This is a genomic window from Kribbella sindirgiensis, assembly GCF_004331435.1.
Taxonomy (GTDB): domain Bacteria; phylum Actinomycetota; class Actinomycetes; order Propionibacteriales; family Kribbellaceae; genus Kribbella; species Kribbella sindirgiensis.
The window spans coordinates 1-19,388 of the sequence record NZ_SJKA01000015.1; the positions used below are offsets into that span (position 1 = coordinate 1).

A 19,388-nucleotide genomic window follows, 5' to 3' on the forward strand; every position below is an offset into this window, starting at 1 on the left:
CCAAAAGAACTTCTCCGCCAACCCGATCTGAATCGCGACCCCGTTGAACTCACCCGCGATCGCCAACTTCATGACGTACGCCGGATCCGACGCAACCGGGTTCGCGAAGAAATCCCGCGGACCGTGCTCGAGACCCTGATCGTACGGAAGGAACAACGCCGTACCGTTGCGCAGGCCGTGGTCGAACAGAATCCTGTGCAACCGCGCCTTCTTACCGGCACTCAGGCCGAGTTCGTTCAGCGATGGCCGAGTCTGCATGATGGTTACCTCCACTTGCTTCCACTGTCGTTGTGCCGGCGCCCGTCAGGGCAGAGCCGTCGGGCCCGGTTCCACCGGGACCTTGGACCGTCGCTGTCAGTCGACGGTGCGGATCGCTGTGACCGCGAACGCCTCGACGCCCTGGTAGTGGCCGCCGGTCGACGCGACGACGACGATCACGGGGTCGGTCGCTCCCTGGAAGGTCACCTGGGTGGACCACGGCTGCGCCTGGCCGCCCGCGGGCACACCGCTGACGGTTCCGAGCCGGGCTCCGGTCGATGCCTGCCGTACGTCGACGCGGATCGCCTCGTCGACGCCGGTGATCCGCCCGCCGACCGTGAGCGGCGAACTGGCCGCGGCACCGTACTTGGGCTGGGTCAGCGTCAGGCGGCTGTCCCGCGTCCCGACGACCTCCCACGGCGCGTCGTCGCCCTGCCCGAACCGGGCGAGGTGGATGACGGCCGCCACCGACGGCGGGTTGCCGTCGGCGCGGTAGCCGACCGACACGTAGGCCTCGTCGCCGCGGACCGACTTCACTACCACCAGGTCGATCTCGTCGAAGTCCAGGAACCCGGTTGTGAACGACAGCGCGGTCTGCGCCGGGTCGAGGTGCCAGGGCTGCGTGCCGCCGCTGCGGTAGGCCTGTTGCCAGGCTGCAGCCGCCGCCTCGGAGGTGAACGGCCACAGCGGCTGGTAGCGGAAGGTCCGGTGGGCCGGCGTGCTCGTGGTCTGTGACGGTTTCGGCGTTGCGGTGACGGTGACTGTAGGCTCGGTCTGCGTGACGGTCGGCCCCGGTCCCTGCGGGCTCCCGGACGGCTCACCCGAATCGTTGACCAGGACAACCATCGTCACGGCGAGCGCGATGATCGCCAGGCAGGCGATCGCGATCGCCAAACGCGCACGGACGTCGCGAACCAGGCGGTCCGGCGCACGTCCAGGTCCGATCTCGGTCATGGCTTCCCCTTTCGGGCTGTGTGGACGGCGGTCGTGACGAGCAAGGCGCCCACGACCAGCAGCACGAGCGGCGCCGCCAGGTCTCCTGGGAACCACTCGTTCACCACGACCGGCAGGATGTTCAAGGCGCCGAGCGCGCCCACCGCGAGCAGCAGCAGGTCGCCGAAGACGACCGCCAGCACCACGACGGCCACGACGGTGCACAGTGCGAGCACCATCCCGGCGTCGGCCGGAAGCGTCATCAACGCGCCGATCAGCGCGGCGGCAGCCGCCAGCGCCTGGACCGGCCGGCGCGGCTTCACCAGGTCGCGCCACCCGAGGAGGAACCAGATCGCACCGGTTCCCCAGACGGCCAGCCCCGGGAGCTGCGGATCGGAGGTCAGTTCGGCGACGGTCGCACCGGCGGTGAGCATCGCCGCGACGAAGAACGCCGCCTGCTGCGTCAGCACAGGCAGACGCCACCACAACACCGAGGCGAGCGCGGCCGCTCCCCCACCTGCCAGTGCTCCGATCGCACTGCCGTCGAAGTCCAGCACGACGTCGGCGAACAGCGCGAGGAACGCTCCGGTACCAGCTGTCGACAGCAGCCACAGCACGGACCGCAGCCGGACGCCAGGAGCACTGGGACTCGTGACCATTCCGCCGGCCAGCAGCAACGCAGCCGCGGCGCCGCCGACGACGGCCAGTTGGCCAGTGGTCCCCAGCGCACTCCAGTACCGCGCACTGATCAGACCGGCCGCGACGAGCACGATCACACCGCCGAGGTAGGCGAGTGATTCCACGACCAACGACGTACGGCCGTGGTCGTCCGCCGGCGTGCGGGGCGCGGGCCGGCCGAGCTCGTCATGCATGCGCTCGGCCTGTCCGGCCGTGATCAGGCCCTCGGCCACCCAGTGGTCGATCAGGTTCGACACCGACCGCCGGTCGTTGCTCGATGCCCTCATATCTCTACCGTCCGCCGAGGCACGCGGGCGGGGCAGGGCCGAACGTCCTGTGCCGGGCAGGGCCGATGGTTCAGCGCACGACGGCCACCGGGCAGATCGCGTGGTGCAGGACGGCACGGCTGACCGAGCCGAGCAGGAACCCGCGGATCCGGCCTCTGCCGCGGGATCCGACGACCAGCAGGTCGGCCTCGCGGGCCTCGTCCTCGAGGACTTTCGCCGGCGTTCCGTGGACGAGTTTCTCGGTGACGTGCACGTCCGGATGGTCGACGGTCTGGCCGGCCACGGCCTCGCTCAGCACCACAGCCCCGTCCTCCGCCAGAGCGTCGCGGTCGTGGACGGGAAACAGCATGTCGCCAGGCCCCGTGCTCGTCGGATCGTGCCACGCGAGGACGGCGGTGACCCCCGCACCGGTCTGCTCGGCGAACTCGAAACCGAAGGCGATCGCGTTCCAGCTCTCCGCTGACCCGTCGACGCCGACAACCACCTGCCGCGGGCGATCCGGTCGCGGCCGCCAGTCCGCCGGTACGACGATGACCGGGCTGGCCGCGTGCGTCGCGATGTGCGCCATCACCGATCCCGCAGCGACCTCACGCAGCTCGCTCAGACCGCGGGAACCGAGCACCAGCAACGAGCCACCGGCCGCTTCCCGCAGGAGCACCGGCACCGGGTCGCCGATCAGTACTTCGGTATCGATCTCCACCTCGGGGTGCCGGCGGCGAATGTCCCGGCAGGACTTGTCCAGCAGCCGTTCGGCCGCCCGCCCGAGCGCATCCGTACCGAGCGCAACCGCTGCGCCACCCCTGCTGCGCAGCGCCGGCCAGGGAATCACCTGGACCATCCGCATCCCGCGGCCGAGTCGTTGCGCCGCCCCCGCGGCCCAGCGCGCGGCCGCATCGCTCGCCGGTGTCCCGTCGTACCCGACCACGATCGGCCGCACGCCAAACGGCCGCACCTTGCCAAACCCGTCCACGGAAACCCCCTCTCGCCGATGCCCTTACGATCCTGACCGCAGCGCACAGCTCGCGGCAGGGACCAACGACCCTGTTTCGGGAGCGGTTCTGAGTGCGGCGGTGGAGCCGAGGAGGCGTAGTGGCCGTCGGAGCGGAGTACAGGTCGCGGAGGCCGATGTGCTATCTGGTAGCACATCGTGGCACAACCTACTAATCTGGACGCATGACCGGACAGCCGGAAATCACCCAGCGCGATCTGCGCACCAAGTCCAAAGAGATCATGGACGCCGTCCAGAGCGGTCAGTCCTTCACCGTCACGCGGGACGGGCACCGGATCGGCGAGCTGATTCCGCTGCGGCGCCGGCGGCGTTTCGTCCCACGCGCCGAGTTCGCAGCCATGTCCAGGACGGCCCCCGATATCTCCATCGATGCCTTCCGGACTGACCAGGACGCCACGTCGAACCAGCAACTGGACGACCCCTATGCCCACTGAACACCAGCAGGGTCTCCTGGACACCAACATCATGATCCTGCGCAAGTGGATCGACCCCGACGAGCTCCCGTCCGAGATCGCCATCAGCGCCATCACCCTGGCTGAGCTCTCCGCGGGCCCCCACGAGGTCCGCGGTAACCACGAACAGGACGAGTACGACGAACACGCCGAACGCGCCCGGCGGATGGACGTCCTCCAGCGCGCCGAGAACGAGTTCGATCCCGTCCCGTTCGACGCGGAAGCGGCCCGTGCCTACGGCCGAGTCTGCGCAGCCGTCGTCAGCGCCGGCCGCAAGCCCCGGCGGCGCGTCGCCGACCTGATGATCGCCGCCATCGCCATCGCCGAGGACATCCCCCTCTTCACCACGAACGCCGACGATTTCAAGGGCCTTGACGACCTACTCACCGTCGTACCGGTCACCCGGCCGAAGACATTCCAGCGGTAACAAGCCATCTCAGGACCGCTCGCGGAACATGGTGATGGCTCCGCTCGGGCATTCGGTGGCGCAGAGGCCGCAGCCCTTGCAGAAGTCCAGGTCGATCTCGTAGCCCTTGCCGGGGCCCAGTTTGATGATCGCGTTGTCGGGACAGACGCCGAAGCAGTTGTCGCATTCGAGGCAGTTGCCGCAGGACATGCACCGCCGGGCCTCGAACAGCGCGGTCTCGGCGGTCAGTCCACCGGTCACCTCGTCGAACGTCGTGATCCGGCGCGCGACGTCCAGTTGCGGCCGTACGGTCGCCGGCGCGTCCGAGTAGTACCAGGTGTTCAGCCGGTCGTACGTCGCGAGCGCCGGCCGGTCCGGATGCGTGTACGCCGTACCCCGCAGCCACGCGTCGATGTTTCGCGCCGCCTGTTTCCCGTGCCCGACCGCGACCGTGACGGTGCGTTCGCCGGGCACCATGTCGCCGCCCGCGAACAGGCCGGCGCGGCCCGTCATCATCGCGCCGTCGACCTGGACGACGCCGTCGGCGACGGCCACGTCGGGAAGATCCCGGGCCAGCGCCAGGTCCGCCTGCTGCCCCAGCGCGAGCACCACCGAGTCCGCGTCCAGCTCCTCGAACTCCCCGGTCGGCTGCGGGAACCCGGTCTCGTCCAGGCGCATCTTCTCGATCCGCACCCGGTCGCCACCGGCGTACACGATGGTCGACAGCCAGCGCATCCGGACGCCCTCCTCGAGCGCCTCCTGGACCTCGATGTCGTGCGCCGGCATCCGGTCACGCGTCCGCCGGTACACCACGACCGCGTCCGCGGCTCCGAGCCGCCGCGCGGTCCGGGCGACGTCCATCGCGGTGTTGCCGCCGCCGTACACCGCCACGCGGCGGCCCAGCAGCGGCTGTTCGCCCTTCTCGAGCCCGGCCAGCATCGACACCGCGTCGACGATGCGCGCCGAGTCACCGGCCGGGATGTCGGCCCGGCGCCCGATGTGCGCGCCGACCGCCAGGAACACGGCGTCGAACTCGTCCAGCGCACCACCCAGATCGGTGACCGCCGTACTGAGCTCGAGCCGCACGCCCAGGTCGGAGATCCGCTGGATCTCGGCGTCGACGACGTCCCGCGGCAGCCGGTACGACGGGATGCCGTACCGCATCATGCCGCCGGCTTCCGGCGAGTCGTCCCGCACGGTGACCTCGTGGCCGAGACGTGCCAGGTGGTACGCCGCCGACAGCCCCGAGGGCCCCGCGCCGACGATCAGCACCCGTTTTCCGCTGGGTGGAGCGTCGGTACCGATGGACCATCCCTGGGAGATCGCTTCGTCGCCCAGGAACCGCTCGACCGAGTTGATTCCGACCGGCTCGTCCAGCGTCGCCCGGTTGCACGCGGTCTCGCACGGCCGGTAACAGACCCGGCCCATGACGGCCGGGAACGGGTTGTCGACCATGATCTGCCGCCAGGCGGCCTCGTAGTCGCCCTCTTCGGCCTTCGAGAGCCATTCCTGGACGTTCTCCCCGGCCGGACAGGCGTCGTTGCACGGCGGCAGCCGGTCGAGGTACACCGGTCGCTCGGTCCGCCACGACCCGGTCTTGTTGGCCAGGCTGGAGCCGACGTCCAGCGTGATCGCGTACGGATGGGTGTTGTTTGCCTCAGGCATCTAACTCACCTCGTCGGGTTCGGTCAGGCCGAAGACGCGGACGGTGCGGTCCGCCTCGGCCTGGATCCGTCTGATCACGTCGTCGCGGGGGGTCTCGCCGAACAGATGCGCGAACCGTCCCTGCGGCCGCAGGTAATCGACGACCGGGCGGAGCCGGCGGATCCGCGTCACCTCCGTCACCTCGCCGTCGACTGCCTCGAAGACCGGGAAGATGCCGGTCTCGGTGGCGAGCCTGGCGATCCGGATCGTCTCGTCCGAGGCCGTCCGCCAGCCGAGCGGACACGGCACCAGGACGTGCAGGTAGCGCGCGCCGTGGTACTCCATCGCCTTGGTCACCTTGGACTCGAGGTCACGCAGGTCGGCGACGGTCGCGGTGGCGACGTACGGGATCCGGTGGGCCATCGCGATCAGCGGAAGGCTCTTGCCCTGGCCGAACGAGTTCCCGGCCGGTGTCGTGGTCGTCACGGCGCCGTGCGGAGTGGCCCCGGACCGCTGTACGCCGGTGTTCATGTAGCCGCCGTTGTCGTAGCAGACGTACAGCACATCGTCGTTGCGCTCGAACATCCCCGACAGGCACGCCAGCCCGATATCCACCGTGCCGCCGTCACCGCCCTGACCGACCACACGTACGTCGGTCCGGCCCTTCGCCTTCAGCGCGGCGGCGACACCGGTGGCCACCGCGGGCGCATTGCCGAACAGCGAGTGCAGCCAGGCGACCCGCCACGACGACTCCGGGTACGGCGTGGAGAAGACCTCCAGGCAGCCGGTCGCGTTGACGGTCACCGCCCGGTTGCCGGCGGCACGCATCACCGCGTCCAGCACGTACCGCGCGCCGAGCGCCTCACCGCAGCCCTGGCAGGCGCGATGGCCCATGGTCAGCGAGTTCGCGCGATCGGCGCCCGCCTGTACCGAGCGCTGCTCGGGATCGAGCAGGCGGTTCCCGACCGCGAAGCTGCCGGTCTGGTAGAACTTGATGCGTTGCGCAGGCATGGTGCCTCCTCAGCCCGTCCGCCGGAGCTCGCGCTCGACCACGTCGTCCTTCAGGTCCAGGAAGGTCAACGGCTTCAGGCGATCGGCCGCGGCCTCGGTCAGCATCGTCCGCAGCGACGCCTTGGTCACCGGACGGCCGCCGAGGCCGGCGATCACCGTCGTGATCGACGCCTCCGGCACACTCCCCCGAACGTCCGCGGACACGATTCCGCCCATCCCGACCGCGAGTGCCCGCTCGAGGACGACCACCCGGCGCGCACCGCGCAGCGCGGCCCGCACCGCTTTCGACGGGAACGGGCGGAACGTGGTCACGCCGAGCACGCCGATACTCAGGCCTTCCGCGCGGAGCTCGTCGACGGTGTCCTTCAGTGTGCCGAGCACCGAGCCGAGCGCGACGACGACCGTCTCCGCGCCCAGGCAGCCGTACGGCCGGACCAGCCCACCGGAGCTCCGCCAGAACTCCCGCGCGAACTCGTCGGCCACCCGCGGAATCACCGTGAGCGCCTCCCGGTGCCGCAGGTGCGCGAGGTACCGGACCTCCGTGAACGCGTCCGGGCCGACCATCGCCCCGATGGTCATCGGGTCGTCGGGATCCAGCACCTGACGCGGACGGTACGGCGGCAGCATCGTGTCCACCTGCTCCTGCGACGGTACGTCGACCCCCTCCACCGCGTGCGTCAGCACGAATCCGTCCATGCAGACCATGACCGGCAGCGAGAGCTCCTCGGCGATCCGGAACGCCTGGACGTGCAGGTCGGCCGCCTCCTGGTTGCTCTCGGCGTACAGCTGAATCCAGCCGGAGTCGCGCTGCGACATCGCGTCGCTGTGGTCGTTCCAGATGTTGATCGGGGCACCGATCGCCCGGTTCGCGACCGTCATCACGATCGGCAGGCCGAGCCCCGCGGCGTTGAACAGTGCCTCCGTCATGTACAGCAGGCCCTGGCTGGCGGTCGCCGTGTAGGCCCGGGCGCCGGTCGCCGACGCCCCGATCGCCACGGACATCGCGGCGAACTCGGACTCGACGTTGACGAACTCGCACGGCGCGAGCTCACCGGAGGCGACCAGCCGGCTCAGTGCCTCGACGATATGGGTCTGCGGCGAGATCGGGTACGCGCAGATCACCTCGGGGCGGCAGCGCGCGACCGTTTCCGCGACCGCGCGCGATCCCTCAATCTGTGAGCGCATCAGCTGCCTCCTCGAGTGTCCGCCGGGCCAGCTCGAAGGCTGCCCGGACCGCCGCGACGTTGCCTTCGGCAATCTGTCCGGCGAAGCGGTCCCGGACGACAGTGACCACCGACTCGGCCTGCACCTGTCCGGTCAGCGCGGCGAACGCGCCCAGCAGTACGGCGCCGGGCAGCGGCCGGCCCAGATGGGTCAGCGCCAGCTCGGTCGCCGGGATCGTCAGTACGCGTCCGGACCTGAACCGGCCGACGAACGCGTCCAGTCCGAGCTCGGCGAGCGACCATGACGTGTTGATCAGCAGATAACCGTCGTCGCCGAGACCGCCGAACACATCGGTGTGATGAATCAAGGTGGCGTCCTGCACGATCACCGCGTCCGGCTCCGCGATCGGCTCGTGGGTCCGGATCGGCCGGTCGCCGATCCGGCAGAATCCGACCACCGGCGCGCCGGTTCGCTCCGACCCGAACGTCGGGAACGCCTGCGCATGCTGCCCTTCGGCGAACGCGGCGACCGACAGCAACTCGGCCGTCGTCACCACCCCTTGGCCACCGCGGCCGTGGATCCGCACCTCGAACATCGGGCTCACCCGAGCTGCGGTACGGCGACACCGCGGCCGCGGGCTGTGATGGTCACCGCGGGAACCGTCCACGGGCGGACCTCGACGACGTACAGAGTCCCGGACAGGCCGTCCTTCGCCCACTCCAGCGTCATCGGGCGGCGGAAATGCTTGTCGGCGGCCTCGGACCACTCGGCGAGTTGCCGGAGTTCGTCGTCGGACAGCACCAGGGCCATCCGCTCGTCGTACGTCGTGGGGATGCGTTGGGTACCGCGCGGATCGGCGTACACGGACTTGGTCAGCTTGGCGCCGCGGTGCCGCACGATCAGTGGCCTGCTGCCGGGGTGAACGGAGTACTGGTCGGCGTCGCCGACGGGCGGCTCTCCCAGACCCCACGCGGCGCGGACGCGGACGAACGTGCTCTCGCCACGCGCCGTACCGGAGGCGCCGACATCGGCACGCACCATCGACTGGACGGTCACCGCCATCACGGCCTTCAGGTGGTCGCCGCCCATCGCCTCACGGTTGCCGACGGCAACCACGTTGAACAGCGACGCGAAGCACCTCCGGCAGGCCGCAACCACGTCGGCTCCGGTCCGCAGGTGCAGAAACACGTCGTCCTGTACGTCGTCCGCCGGCTCGACCGGACTGCACCGTACGGCGACATCGGTACCGTCGCCGCCCAGCTCGTCGTACGCGGCCATGATCTCGTCGGTGAGCCCGGTCGGCACCGGCGCGTCCCGGAACGCCGACCGGATCTCGGCAGCCGCGACGACCAGGTCACGGCCGGCGCGGAACCGGCGGATCGCCTGCGCGATCGACGGGCCGAGCCGGCCCTCCTGGACGAACTCCCGGTACGCCGCCGCGGTCACCGCGAACCCTTCGGGAACACGGATTCCCTCGCGGGCGAGCCCGGTCAGCCGGGAAGCCTTCACCCCGATCTGCTCCGCGGGCGCGGGTTCGGTGTCGCCGTCGAGCCGTACGACGTACTCGGTGTTCATCTCTCCTCCAGAGCTGCTGAGGTCAGAGCGAGGTGGCGACGAGCTCGGTCAGGTCGACCAGGCGGCTCGTGTAGCCCCACTCGTTGTCGTACCAACCGAAGACCTTGACCAGGTGGTCCCGGACCTGCGTCAGCTGCGCGTCGAAGATGCACGACGCCGGATCGCCGACGATGTCGCGCGACACGATCGGGTCCGTGGTGTAGCGCAGGATGCCCTTCAGCGGACCGGCCGCCGCATCGGCGAACGCCTGGTTCACCTCGTCGACCGTGACCGCCCGGGACAGCTCGACCGAGAGGTCGGTGAGCGAGCCGTCCTCGATCGGCACCCGCACCGCGACGCCGTCGATCTTGCCGGCCAGCTCCGGGATCACCAGGCCGACCGCACGGGCCGCGCCGGTGCTGGTCGGGATCAGGTTGGCGGCCCCGGACCGTCCGCGCCGCAGGTCCTTGTGCGGGGAGTCGAGCAGCACCTGGTCGTTGGTGTAACTGTGGATCGTCGTCATCAGCCCGCGCTCGATCCCGAAGGCCCGGTGCAGCACCGACACCATCGGCGCCACGCAGTTCGTGGTGCACGAGGCGTTCGAGATGACGTCGTGGGTCGCCGGGTCGTAGTCGTCCTCGTTGACGCCGAGCACGACGGTCGCGTCGACGTCCTTGCCCGGCACCGACAGGATCACCTTGCGGGCACCGGCGGTGAGGTGTGCACCGGCGCCCTCCCGGGTGCGGAACTTCCCGGTCGACTCGATCACGATGTCGGCGCCGACCGCGGCCCAGTCCAGCCGGGCAGGATCACGCTCGGCGGTGGCCCGCAGGGTCCGGCCGCCGACCGTGATCGTCTTCTCGGTGTGACCGACCTCCTCCTTCAGGGGGCCGTACGTCGAGTCGTAGCGGAGCAGGTGCGCGAGCGTCTCCGGCGCGGCGACGTCGTTGATCGCCACCACCTCGATGCCACTGGATCCGCGGTCGAGTACGCAGCGCAGGTAGTCCCGCCCGATGCGCCCGAACCCGTTGATCCCCACTCGTACGCTCATGATCGGCCCTTCAGTCGGTGTCTTCCGTTGTTCTCATTCCATCGGCGCGGGCGGCGGTCCTTGCAGGGCCGAAGGTCCTGGCTGCGGCCGCCGGACGACCGCCACCACGACGAGGGCGACACCGAGCAGCAGCGTCAGACCGGCGCTCGCGAGCACCGCGATCCAGGCCCACTCCAGCGACGGAGCGGTGGCCCCGACGTCCGCGCGGACACCGATGTTCGCGCTGCCGTCGGCCGCCATCACGACGAGCGTCCAGTCGCCGTTCTCGACCGGCCACGTGATCGTCTGCTCACCCGGACCGGAGGACTGGACCCGCCAGATCTCCAGTTCGGCAGGCGAAGACGACGGCGCGCCGCCGGCATGGTCGTCGTACGTCGTCCGGTCGGTCCCGATCGACCTGACGGTGGCGTAACCGACACCGGCCAGGTACGTCTCCACATCAGCCGACCTCGCCAGGCCGACGAACACCGGTACGCCGTCGGTCGAGGCCACGCGGATCCGCACGTCACCGAACCAGTCCCGTGGGACCGTCGTGGCGCCGATGTCGATCGTGAAGTTCTCACTCGTCAGCGCATAGCCCGTCGTGCTCAGCGTCACCTGACCCGAGGTGACGAAGCCGGCCGAGTCCCGGCGTCCCTCGTCGAGCCAGGCCAGCGCGCCGCCGACGGCCAGGCCGGTGACCGAGGCCAGAGTCACCACGACGCCGACCACAAGTGTGACGATCCGCCCGGCCGTCATCCGTACCCCAGGCCGACCCGGTTCACCCGGCTGCCGCAGCGGCCGGTCAACGGGTGGTGGGCCCGCGGACGGCGGTTCGTGCAGCTTCGTAGTACCGGGGTCGTCACCGCCCATGTCGAGGCGGAACGGCGGGTACTCGTCGACCATGAGCCCGGCGTACGCCGCCACGCGCAGCGCCCAGCGGTTCATCCCCAGGACGAAGTCGAAGACCGATCGCGGATACCTTCCCGTGAACAGCAGCACGATCGCGGCCACCAGAACGAGCAGGCCGACCAGCCCACCGCCCCACGCCCAGGCCCGGTCGTCCGCCTGCGTCGCGAACCAGGTCCCGCTGCCGACGAAGAACGCGACCACGATGTAGTGCGGGATCGCCAGCAACCACCACTTGACCAGCACCAGCCCGCGGGACAGGTGTTCCGGGTACTTCACCTCGAGGTGCGCCGGATAGTCCGGTACGTCGTGCAGCGTGAACGGCGGGTACTTGTCGGTGCCCAGCGCACCGTACGCGTAGAACTGCACCCGCCAGCTCCACCGCAGTACCCCGACGTTGAAGTCGAAGATTCCCCGCGGGTAGCGGCCGGTGAACAGGATCGCGAAGAACGCCACGAAGCTCAGCAGTGCGAACGCGATCCACAACACCGCCAGCACGAACAGGTGCGGAATCACCAGCACCCATTTCACCAACCACAACCAGCGATTCAGCCGATCGTCGAGCGCCCCGTCCACCCGGACCGGGTACGTCGTCGTACTCATCACGGTCCTCCCGTCGCTTGTCGTCTCCTGCCAGCGTCGAACCGGGAACCGCCGGACCAGCAGAGCCGAAGGTCCTGCCCGAGGCACGTCTTGCTGCCCTGACCGGCCGGCCCGCGGCGGCACACGCTGGAGACGAGGAGCAAGGAGGCAGTGATGGAAGTCAAGGACGAGAAGGTCGTCGATCGGCCGCTGCCGGCCGACCCCGACGAGAAGTTGCGCGAGCAGGCGGTCGAGGAACTGCGCAAGCGGCGTGACCTGGCCGGTCACGTCCTCGCCTACCTGACGGTGAACATCTTCCTGATGGTCATCTGGTATCTCACCGGCGCCGGGTTCTTCTGGCCGGCCTTTCCGCTGTTCGGCTGGGGCATCGGCCTGATCTTCCACGCCTGGGACGTGTTCTGGCCGCCGCCCAGCGAGGCCGCGGTGCAGTCCGCGATGGAGCGGATCGTACGGCGTCGTTGACGGAAACGAGCCGGTTCCGCTTCAGGGACCGGCTCTACTTCTGGCCGCCTACTTCTGGCCGCGGAGCCAGCGCGGGGCGATGGTGTCCCATTCGGTGTCCCAGGCACGCAGCCGGCGCCGGTCCAGCGGCACCCGTGCGAGGCGGAACAGTCCCCACAGCACGAGCCACGAACCGAACACGGTGAAGATCCCCGCGGTGATCCCGAACGCCGCATCGTCCGCCGTGGAGCGCGGCGCGGCCACGATGGTCCCGGAGCTGTCCAGCCAGACGGTCACGTCCGCACCGGTCTTGGTGCCCCTGACCACGCTCGTGTAGCCCTGGCGGTCGACGCCCTGCGTGTCGACGTACCCGACCTGAATGATGGTCAGCACGTCACCGGGCACACTCGGCACGTCGTGTTCCGCGCTTTCCAGGGTCCGCGCCTGCACCTGGTGCAGGGCGGCCCGCTGCCGGTCCGACGACGCGTCGAGCGAGTTCTGTACGCCGCTGCCGATCGCCGCCCCGACCGGGATCATCAGCAGCGCGACGGTCAACGCGCACCAGAGCAGCACGGTTTCGAACCGGTCCGACTGACGGCGCAACGGGTTGCGGCCGATTCCCAGCCGACGGGCCTGCATGAGCGCCCACAGCTCCCCAGAACGTTGCTTCGCGGCACTCATGACGACCTCCCCTGATCCGGCTTGGACGCAGGGGACCGGCTCCCCGGACCGTTGTCCGTCTTGGCGACGGCGGGTCTCGTGGCTCTCGGCCACCCCTTGTCGGTTCGGTTCCGGCGAGCCGGTCTGTCCCCTGCTCTTCCAGATTCGGCTGTCCGGCGCGCTGGGGTCAGGGCCCAAGGTCCTGAGCTGCGCCGGACCCTCGTCACTCGCGGATCAGGACCTTCACGGGCGTCACTTCCAGCAGTACGTGCCCCGGTCTCGTGACCGGGTCAGCCGGCTCGGTAGAGCGAACCGCCGCCGGAGATCGCGATGGACGCTGCCTTTCCACCCACGTTCAGGGAGACCATGAACGTCGTCCCCGACCAGTAGGACTTGTAGGTCACCGCGCCCGACGCGCGGACCGGGACGACGAACGACAGGATCGACGCCGTCGTGCCGGAGCGAGCCATCATGATCGTCGGCGCCGACTTGCGGACGTAGCTGCTCGGGTAGGTCCACCCCTGGATCGGGCTGGTCTGCCCCTGCTTCACCAGGGTCGCTCCGGCCGGCAGTGCCTGCTTGAACGGGAGCTGGAAGAGGACCGTCCTCGTGCTGTCACCCGGCGCCATCGCCGTGGCGGTCGTCCGCGAGTACACGGTCGCACGCTGATCGGCCGGCAGGTGCCACAACGTCTGGAACGCCTGGGCCGTCCGGGCCGAGGCTGTGTCCCACGTGACGATCAGATCCGGGTCCTTCAGCACCAGCACCCGCCGTACCCGGCTGATTCCGCTGCCCGGCACATCGGTGAGCACGTACGACTCCGAGTTCGTCTTCACCGAGTACGACGTCAGCTTCGTGACCGGGTTCAGGTTCGTCGACATCGGTGTCGACAGCACGCTGTGCGCAGTCTGACCGAGCGTCCACGTGCGCCAGACACCGGCGTTGTACGCCGCGTACCCACCATTGATGACGATGTCGCGCCCACGCGCCGTGTAGGTGATGCCGGTGTGGTCGAAGTGCCCGTGGAACGCCCGCGCCGGCCCGAACCGGATGCTGTACGCCGACTCGCCCGCGAACCCGCGTGCGGGATCGGTGCCCCAGCCGGTGCGCCCGAACACATAACCGGCGGAGTAGACCCCGACCCGCCACAGCGGCGCCGTGCCCCGCGTACCCAGCGATCCGGCGTACTCCATCGGCGTCCCCGGCCACGGATAGGTCGCCTGCAGCTCGGTGTCACCGATCTGCGGCAGCTTGCCCAGCGAGTTCGTTGCCAACGTCAACCATTTGCCCAGCAGCGCCCGCCGGGTCACCATCGTCGTACCGGGATCGACTCCCCCGTTCTGCAGCACGGTGATCGCCCGGCCCCAGAGCGAGTAGTTGAACGACGCGTAGCCCGTCGACTGCTCGTTCGTCGACCCCTGCGCGTCGATCGACGTGGTGATCGCCGCCGCCAACCGCTGCACGGCGAGATTCTTGTAGTCGCTGCGGCTCAAGGTGACCCCGACGCCGAACAGCGCGATGCTCTCGTCGGTGCCGTGGTTCCAGGCACCGCTCCAGTAGTTCGTGAGGAACCGCGCGTGGCTCAGCAGCGCCGCGTCGACCCACGCATAGCGAGCGGGGACTGTGGTGACCTTCAGCCCGGACAGGATCGCCTGGCGCAGGCAGATCAGCACGTTGGTGCGGTGCATGGTGGACTCCCACGCGCCGACGTTCGCCTTCCACGAGTACGGGTTGTCGCGGTACCAGTCGTACGCGATCGTGTTCACCCGGGTCAGCGCCGTCAGGTCACCCTTGCTCCCGGCAATGATTCCTTGGCCGAGCCAGCGCAGCGAGTGGAACCACATGTACCAACTGGCGTTCTTGTACGGATTCAGCGCCCAGTTGATGTTGCCGCCACCGTTGCCGACCTTGTACGCCGCGTAAGGCTGCCACGTGAACTTGTCGGCGTACAGATTCGCCAACGGGTTCTGGGCATCCAGCCCGCTGAAACCCGGGCACGCGTAGAACGGTGCCGCGAGAGTCTGTACCGCTTGTTTTCCGACATCCGTGGCCGGCGCGGACGTCGCGGGTACGTAGTTGCTCGCACCGGGCACGAACTGGGCCTGTCCCGGAGCCGCCGGTGCCGGCGTGATCGTGATCCCGGGCGTCTCCGTCGGTGCTCGCATGCTGCCGGTGGCGGTTCCCGCCGCCCCCACCAGAAGAACGGCGATCCCCGCGATGACGCCGTAGGTTCGTGTGAATCTCATCGGTCTGTCCCCCTCTTGCAGCGCCGCCACCCGGCGGCGATGCAATCGAGGGTCCGGTTCGTCGTCGACGCTCCCCAGAGACCAAGGTCCCCATCGGACTAGGCCGGTCAGCGTCAGCTGTGCAGGTGAACGCCCTGGTGGGTGATCGCCTCGATGTCGGATGCGGCGGCGTGCAGCAGCTTGTGCGCGAGGTCCGACAGCGCCCGGGCCACGGCCAGCTCGTCGCCGATCTCCGCGATCTCGGCGTCGTCCGGGTTGCGATGGGCGGCGCCGTGGCCGACCAGGTGCGTCTTGTCGTTGGTCTGCAACCGGGCCTCCGCCCGGGTGGTCCGCTCGTCGTCGTGCTCGTCGACGTAGATGTCCACGCGCCACCGCCTGCTGGTGATCATGATCTCGTCCTTCCGCCTGCGCAGATCTTCGCTGTCGCGGCCATCGTCGGAGTTCCGCCGGCGACGTACCAGGGCCATCCGGTCCACACGCACGGGAACTTCTGCCCTGCCGGGCGTGCGCGGTCAGGCGTGTGCTGGAGATGCGAGAAGGGAGTCAGTCATGAGCGACTTCGAGAAGCACCGCACGCAGACCGACGCGCAGCGCGCCGTCCTCCGCCGGCGCACCGGGGCGACGGTGGCCGAGCAGGCGATCGTCCGGCACCTGGGGATCGAGCTCTACAAGGAACGGCACCAGGCCGGGCACACGAAGGACGATGCCGAAAAGAGCGAACCGCCCGCGGCCGAGGGGCCGTCGGGCGACTCCGCGGATCCGTGAGCTTCGGCGCTGCCGTGGGACGGCGATCCGGAGGGTTCCTGTCGTTGCGGACCGAAGGAGGATCGGATGAGCACGCGCCGGCCAGGCCCGGACACCGAGAAGCTTCCGTGGTGGAGCCGGCCGCTGCGGATCGCGATCCGGGTGATCGCGATCGCCGTGCTCGCTGTCTTCGTCACGATGACGATCGTCCGGCTGTTGCCCTGATCCACCGACCGGCCGGCCGCTGCGGAGATGGCTCGGTCGCTGTCGGGCGACTCGCCGGCTTCAGCCGTGGACGGTGCGGTAGCGGTCGGCGGCGCCCGGGTGGAGTTTCAGCGGGCTGGTGCCGATGAGTGAGTTCGGGTCGAGGTAGTGCGCGCCGACCGCGGCGGCCGGTACCAGCCCCGCTGCGCGGTTGACGAGTACGTCGACGATCTTCGACGCGATCGCGCGGGGGACTTCGGGTCGGCAGATCAGCAGGTTCGGTACGCCGATGGTGCTGACCTGTTCGACACCGCTGTAGGTCCCGGCCGGGATCTGCGCCCGCTGATAGACCACGCCGTACGTCGTGCGCAGCGGGGCCAGCCACCGATCGAGAGGTAGCAGGCGGATCGGCACCTGAGCGGAGAGATCGGTGAGCCGCCGGGTCGGTACCCCACCGGACCAGAACATCGCGTCGATCCGTCCTGCGGCCAGTGCGTCCGCGGCGTCGGACAGATGGAGGTTGGCGATCACGGGGGCACGCTCGGCGTGCATGCCGGCCGCGCTGAGGAGCCGGTTCGTCGTCAGCGCGGCACCGGCGCCCGGTGGCCCGGCGGACACCCGCTTGCCGACGAGGTCAGGCAGCTTGCGGGCGGGTCCGGCCGCGCGGACCACGCACTGCAGGTAGTTCTCGTAAACCCTGCCCAGGGCAACAACCTCGCGAGACTGCGCCGCGGCGTCGGCGAGGCAGATTGCCAAGTCTGCTTGCCTGAGACGCAGGAGCTCGAGGTTCTGCAGGCTGCCCTCGGTCGACCGCACCTCGACGGTCCGGGCGACCTTCGCAGCCCTCAGCTGGGTGGCGAGCAGCTGCGCGAACTCCAAGTAGAACCCGCCACGTTCACCGCCGGCCACGACCAGCCGGTCCACGAGCGGTCGGTCGGAGCTGCAACCACCGACGAACGACGCCAGTCCGGCACCCAGCAGAGTCCGCCGGGACAAGCGCAGCATGCCCTGCTCCATGCCTACTGTGCCGCTCATGTCGCCGTCCGCAGGTCGACGTGAACCGCCAGACCGTGTGGCGTCACCGCCTCGATCGTGAGCGTCCCGCCGGCAGCGCTCACCAGCTGGTCGACGATCGCCAGACCGAGGCCGCTGCCTCGCGACGACTGGTGCTGGTCGGCGCGCCAGAACCGCTGCGACGCCAACTCACGGTGCTCCTCGGGCAGCCCTGGTCCGTCGTCGACGACACTCAGCCGTACGCCGTCCGCGCCCGACTTCTCGATCCGGACGATCACCCGTGCTCCATAGCCGGAGTACTTGATCGCGTTGTCGACGAGAGCGCCGACGATCTGTCGTAGATCAATTTCGCTGATCGCCACCGGCGGTACGGCGGCGAGCTCGGCTGCCAGGTCGACACCGTTCTCGGCAGCAAGCAGCCGCCACGCTCCCACCTCACCGGGCAGCACCTCGGACACCACCGACTGACCGACCACGGCATCCGGCCGCCGGCTCTCGGCCTCGGCGAGCTTGAGCAGATCGTTGAGCAGCGCTTCGAGCCGATCAAGGTCCTGCTGGATGCCGGCGAACCGCGGGCTGGACGGATCGCGGAGCTCCGAGGCCAGGGCGTCGAGCCGGAGGCGGACGGCCGCCAGCGGGTTCCGCAGCTGGTGGGACGAATCGGCCACCATCCGGCGCTGCATCTCGAGAGATCGTGTGACCGTGGCCGCCATGTCCGCGAACGACCGGGTCAGGTGGCGCAGCTCAGGTGGGCCGGACAGCATGACGGCCGGGCCTGTCGTCGGCGTCTCGGCAAGGCCGACGACCGCCTCCTCGAGCCGCCGGACCGGACGGACCACCCAGCGGGTCAGGAGGATCGCCAGCTCGAGGAGGAGCAGCTCGGCGGCGATCGCCCCGGTCACGATCAGCGCCCAGTCGCGACGTACGCCGGAGATCGCCCGGCCGGCGTCGACGCGGAGCACGACCGCGCCGGCCAGTTCGTGTGGGGTGCCGACGGGACGAGCCAGCAGATGGTGCGGATCGCTCCACGGCCGAACCGGGTCGAGGGACGTCTGCGCAAGGTTCCGCGACGCGGAGGCCAGGGTCTCCCGCACACCCGGATCGTCGAGGTCCAGCGAGCCGGTGGACACGAGAGGGTATCCGCTCGGGCCCACCAGCAGCAGGTCTTCGCCGTACAGTTCGGTCACCCGGTCTGCTTCTGCCTGCACGGTGGCCAGGTCGCCGGCATCCTTCACCTCCCTGGCGAGTGCCGCGAGCCGGTCGAGCGTTGCCACGCGGCTGAGCAACAGCGCCTGTGTGCGGGCCTGAGAGGTGGTCGCGAGGAGCGGCAGAACCAACCCGGCAACCGCGACGAGGGAGAAGATCGTCAGCACGATCAGAACTCGCGTCCTCATGAGCCGAGTCTGTATCCGAAACCGCGGATGGTGGTGATCAGGCCGGGAGTGCCGAGTTTGACGCGTAGCTGGGCAAGGTGGACGTCGAGTGCCCGCGAACTCGCCAGGAACGCGTCGCCCCACAGCTCGTCGAGGATCACCTCGCGGCTCACCGCGGCACCTGCTCGGCGCGCCAGTGCCCCGAGCAGGTCGAACTCCTTCGGAGTGAGCGCGATCTCCCGGTCCCTGACCCTGACGCGTCGAGCGGTCAGGTCGATCACGACGTCACCCACCTCGACCACCCCGGCCGGCAGCGAGCTCCGGGCGCGACGGGTGACCACCACGTCGATCCGGGCCAGCAGTTCGCCCAACCGCACGGGCTTCACCAGATAGTCGTCCGCCCCGAGCCGCAGGCCGCGCACCACGGACCGCTCGTCACCGCGGGCGGTGACGACCAGCAGCGGTACCTCGCTGACCTGACGCAGCTTTCGCAGCACGTCCAGCCCGTCTCCGTCGGGTAGGCCGAGGTCCAGCAACACGACATCGGCCGAGCTGTGCCGAAGCAGTACGTCGGCGCCTCTGGAGACCCGCTCCGGTTGATGACCATGCGCGCCGAGGACGTCGACCAGCGCCTCACCGACGCTGTCGTCGTCCTCGGCGATCAGTATCCGCACGACGTCAATGTCGTGACAACCGCCGCACTGCGCAACCCCAGGCGCCGAATCCTTACGTGGCCTTGAGCACAACCTCTGAGGTGCCGGTGTGCAC

21 protein-coding genes and 1 pseudogene are annotated in these 19,388 nt (G+C 69.5%); 5 read left to right on the top strand and 17 right to left on the bottom strand.

Annotated features, from left to right (window positions below; translation table 11 throughout):
• The 4 genes and pseudogenes from E0H50_RS32340 to E0H50_RS32355 form a co-directional block, all read right to left on the bottom strand.
• Positions 1 to 258, bottom strand: a pseudogene (locus E0H50_RS32340) (fructose-bisphosphate aldolase); the annotation flags it as partial.
• 96 nt (positions 259 to 354) lie between these two features.
• The gene (locus E0H50_RS32345) at positions 355 to 1,212 is read right to left on the bottom strand and encodes a hypothetical protein (protein ID WP_202868428.1); all 858 of its coding nucleotides are present in this window, start codon (positions 1,210 to 1,212) and stop codon (positions 355 to 357) included.
• On the bottom strand, positions 1,209 to 2,156 hold the full coding sequence (locus E0H50_RS32350) for a DUF2157 domain-containing protein (RefSeq protein WP_131294762.1): 948 nt from the start codon (positions 2,154 to 2,156) through the stop codon (positions 1,209 to 1,211). The genes E0H50_RS32345 and E0H50_RS32350 overlap by 4 nt, the downstream gene beginning before the upstream one ends.
• Positions 2,157 to 2,226: 70 nt before the next feature.
• Positions 2,227 to 3,093, bottom strand: a complete 867-nt coding sequence (locus tag E0H50_RS32355) for a universal stress protein (protein WP_165547371.1) — start codon at positions 3,091 to 3,093, stop codon at positions 2,227 to 2,229.
• A 236-nt stretch (positions 3,094 to 3,329) separates the two neighbouring features.
• Here E0H50_RS32355 and E0H50_RS32360 point away from each other — a divergent pair, with 236 nt between their 5' ends.
• Both E0H50_RS32360 and E0H50_RS32365 read left to right on the top strand, forming a co-directional pair.
• Entirely contained in the window at positions 3,330 to 3,599 is a 270-nt protein-coding gene (locus E0H50_RS32360) for a type II toxin-antitoxin system Phd/YefM family antitoxin (RefSeq protein ID WP_131294766.1), read from the top strand.
• On the top strand, positions 3,589 to 4,044 hold the full coding sequence (locus tag E0H50_RS32365) for a type II toxin-antitoxin system VapC family toxin (RefSeq protein WP_131294768.1): 456 nt from the start codon (positions 3,589 to 3,591) through the stop codon (positions 4,042 to 4,044). Before E0H50_RS32360 ends, E0H50_RS32365 begins: the two co-directional genes overlap by 11 nt.
• A 9-nt stretch (positions 4,045 to 4,053) precedes the next feature.
• On the opposite strand, the gene E0H50_RS32370 is transcribed toward E0H50_RS32365, so the two are convergent.
• Genes E0H50_RS32370 through E0H50_RS32400 form a run of 7 tightly spaced genes read right to left on the bottom strand, consistent with a single transcriptional unit; the run spans position 4,054 to position 11,938 of the window.
• Positions 4,054 to 5,688 (bottom strand): NAD(P)-binding protein, encoded by a 1,635-nt coding sequence (locus E0H50_RS32370; RefSeq protein WP_131294770.1) that lies wholly within the window; start codon positions 5,686 to 5,688, stop codon positions 4,054 to 4,056.
• Positions 5,689 to 6,678 carry a thiamine pyrophosphate-dependent enzyme gene (locus E0H50_RS32375; RefSeq protein WP_131294772.1) on the bottom strand — a complete coding sequence of 330 codons (990 nt, stop codon included), beginning with the start codon at positions 6,676 to 6,678 and terminating at the stop codon, positions 5,689 to 5,691. It lies immediately after the preceding gene.
• Between the two features lie 9 nt (positions 6,679 to 6,687).
• Positions 6,688 to 7,863, bottom strand: coding sequence for a transketolase C-terminal domain-containing protein (locus tag E0H50_RS32380; protein ID WP_131294774.1), 1,176 nt, complete (start codon positions 7,861 to 7,863; stop codon positions 6,688 to 6,690).
• Entirely contained in the window at positions 7,847 to 8,437 is a 591-nt protein-coding gene (locus E0H50_RS32385; RefSeq protein ID WP_131294776.1) for a 2-oxoacid:acceptor oxidoreductase family protein, read from the bottom strand. The genes E0H50_RS32380 and E0H50_RS32385 overlap by 17 nt, the downstream gene beginning before the upstream one ends.
• 5 nt (positions 8,438 to 8,442) lie before the next feature.
• Positions 8,443 to 9,417 (bottom strand): PEP/pyruvate-binding domain-containing protein, encoded by a 975-nt coding sequence (locus tag E0H50_RS32390; RefSeq protein ID WP_131294778.1) that lies wholly within the window; start codon positions 9,415 to 9,417, stop codon positions 8,443 to 8,445.
• Positions 9,418 to 9,439: 22 nt separating this feature from the next.
• Positions 9,440 to 10,447 (bottom strand): type I glyceraldehyde-3-phosphate dehydrogenase, encoded by a 1,008-nt coding sequence (gap, locus tag E0H50_RS32395; protein WP_131294780.1) that lies wholly within the window; start codon positions 10,445 to 10,447, stop codon positions 9,440 to 9,442.
• Positions 10,448 to 10,480: 33 nt separating this feature from the next.
• Positions 10,481 to 11,938, bottom strand: coding sequence for a DUF4389 domain-containing protein (locus E0H50_RS32400; RefSeq protein ID WP_131294782.1), 1,458 nt, complete (start codon positions 11,936 to 11,938; stop codon positions 10,481 to 10,483).
• 153 nt (positions 11,939 to 12,091) lie between these two features.
• Between E0H50_RS32400 and E0H50_RS32405 the strand changes: the two genes are divergently transcribed.
• On the top strand, positions 12,092 to 12,400 hold the full coding sequence (locus E0H50_RS32405; protein ID WP_131294784.1) for a 2TM domain-containing protein: 309 nt from the start codon (positions 12,092 to 12,094) through the stop codon (positions 12,398 to 12,400).
• A gap of 48 nt (positions 12,401 to 12,448) precedes the next feature.
• Here the strand turns inward: E0H50_RS32405 and E0H50_RS32410 are convergent, their stop codons facing one another.
• The 3 genes from E0H50_RS32410 to E0H50_RS32420 form a co-directional block, all read right to left on the bottom strand.
• Positions 12,449 to 13,060, bottom strand: coding sequence for an Rv1733c family protein (locus E0H50_RS32410; RefSeq protein WP_131294789.1), 612 nt, complete (start codon positions 13,058 to 13,060; stop codon positions 12,449 to 12,451).
• A 269-nt stretch (positions 13,061 to 13,329) separates the two neighbouring features.
• Positions 13,330 to 15,285, bottom strand: coding sequence for a heparinase II/III domain-containing protein (locus E0H50_RS32415; RefSeq protein ID WP_238151508.1), 1,956 nt, complete (start codon positions 15,283 to 15,285; stop codon positions 13,330 to 13,332).
• Positions 15,286 to 15,398: 113 nt separating this feature from the next.
• Positions 15,399 to 15,674 (bottom strand): DUF1876 domain-containing protein, encoded by a 276-nt coding sequence (locus tag E0H50_RS32420; RefSeq protein WP_202868429.1) that lies wholly within the window; start codon positions 15,672 to 15,674, stop codon positions 15,399 to 15,401.
• A 160-nt stretch (positions 15,675 to 15,834) separates the two neighbouring features.
• Between E0H50_RS32420 and E0H50_RS32425 the strand changes: the two genes are divergently transcribed.
• Both E0H50_RS32425 and E0H50_RS43200 read left to right on the top strand, forming a co-directional pair.
• Positions 15,835 to 16,050, top strand: a complete 216-nt coding sequence (locus E0H50_RS32425; protein ID WP_131294791.1) for a hypothetical protein — start codon at positions 15,835 to 15,837, stop codon at positions 16,048 to 16,050.
• Positions 16,051 to 16,116: 66 nt separating this feature from the next.
• On the top strand, positions 16,117 to 16,254 hold the full coding sequence (locus E0H50_RS43200; protein ID WP_165547372.1) for a hypothetical protein: 138 nt from the start codon (positions 16,117 to 16,119) through the stop codon (positions 16,252 to 16,254).
• Between the two features lie 60 nt (positions 16,255 to 16,314).
• Here the strand turns inward: E0H50_RS43200 and E0H50_RS32430 are convergent, their stop codons facing one another.
• Genes E0H50_RS32430 through E0H50_RS32440 form a run of 3 tightly spaced genes read right to left on the bottom strand, consistent with a single transcriptional unit; the run spans position 16,315 to position 19,294 of the window.
• Complete coding sequence (locus tag E0H50_RS32430) at positions 16,315 to 17,268, bottom strand: TAXI family TRAP transporter solute-binding subunit (RefSeq protein ID WP_202868430.1); 954 nt, start codon at positions 17,266 to 17,268, stop codon at positions 16,315 to 16,317.
• The gene (locus tag E0H50_RS32435) at positions 17,265 to 18,641 is read right to left on the bottom strand and encodes a sensor histidine kinase (protein WP_131294792.1); all 1,377 of its coding nucleotides are present in this window, start codon (positions 18,639 to 18,641) and stop codon (positions 17,265 to 17,267) included. The genes E0H50_RS32430 and E0H50_RS32435 overlap by 4 nt, the downstream gene beginning before the upstream one ends.
• Entirely contained in the window at positions 18,638 to 19,294 is a 657-nt protein-coding gene (locus E0H50_RS32440; RefSeq protein WP_131294793.1) for a response regulator transcription factor, read from the bottom strand. Before E0H50_RS32440 ends, E0H50_RS32435 begins: the two co-directional genes overlap by 4 nt.
• Between the last annotated feature and the right edge of the window lie 94 nt (positions 19,295 to 19,388).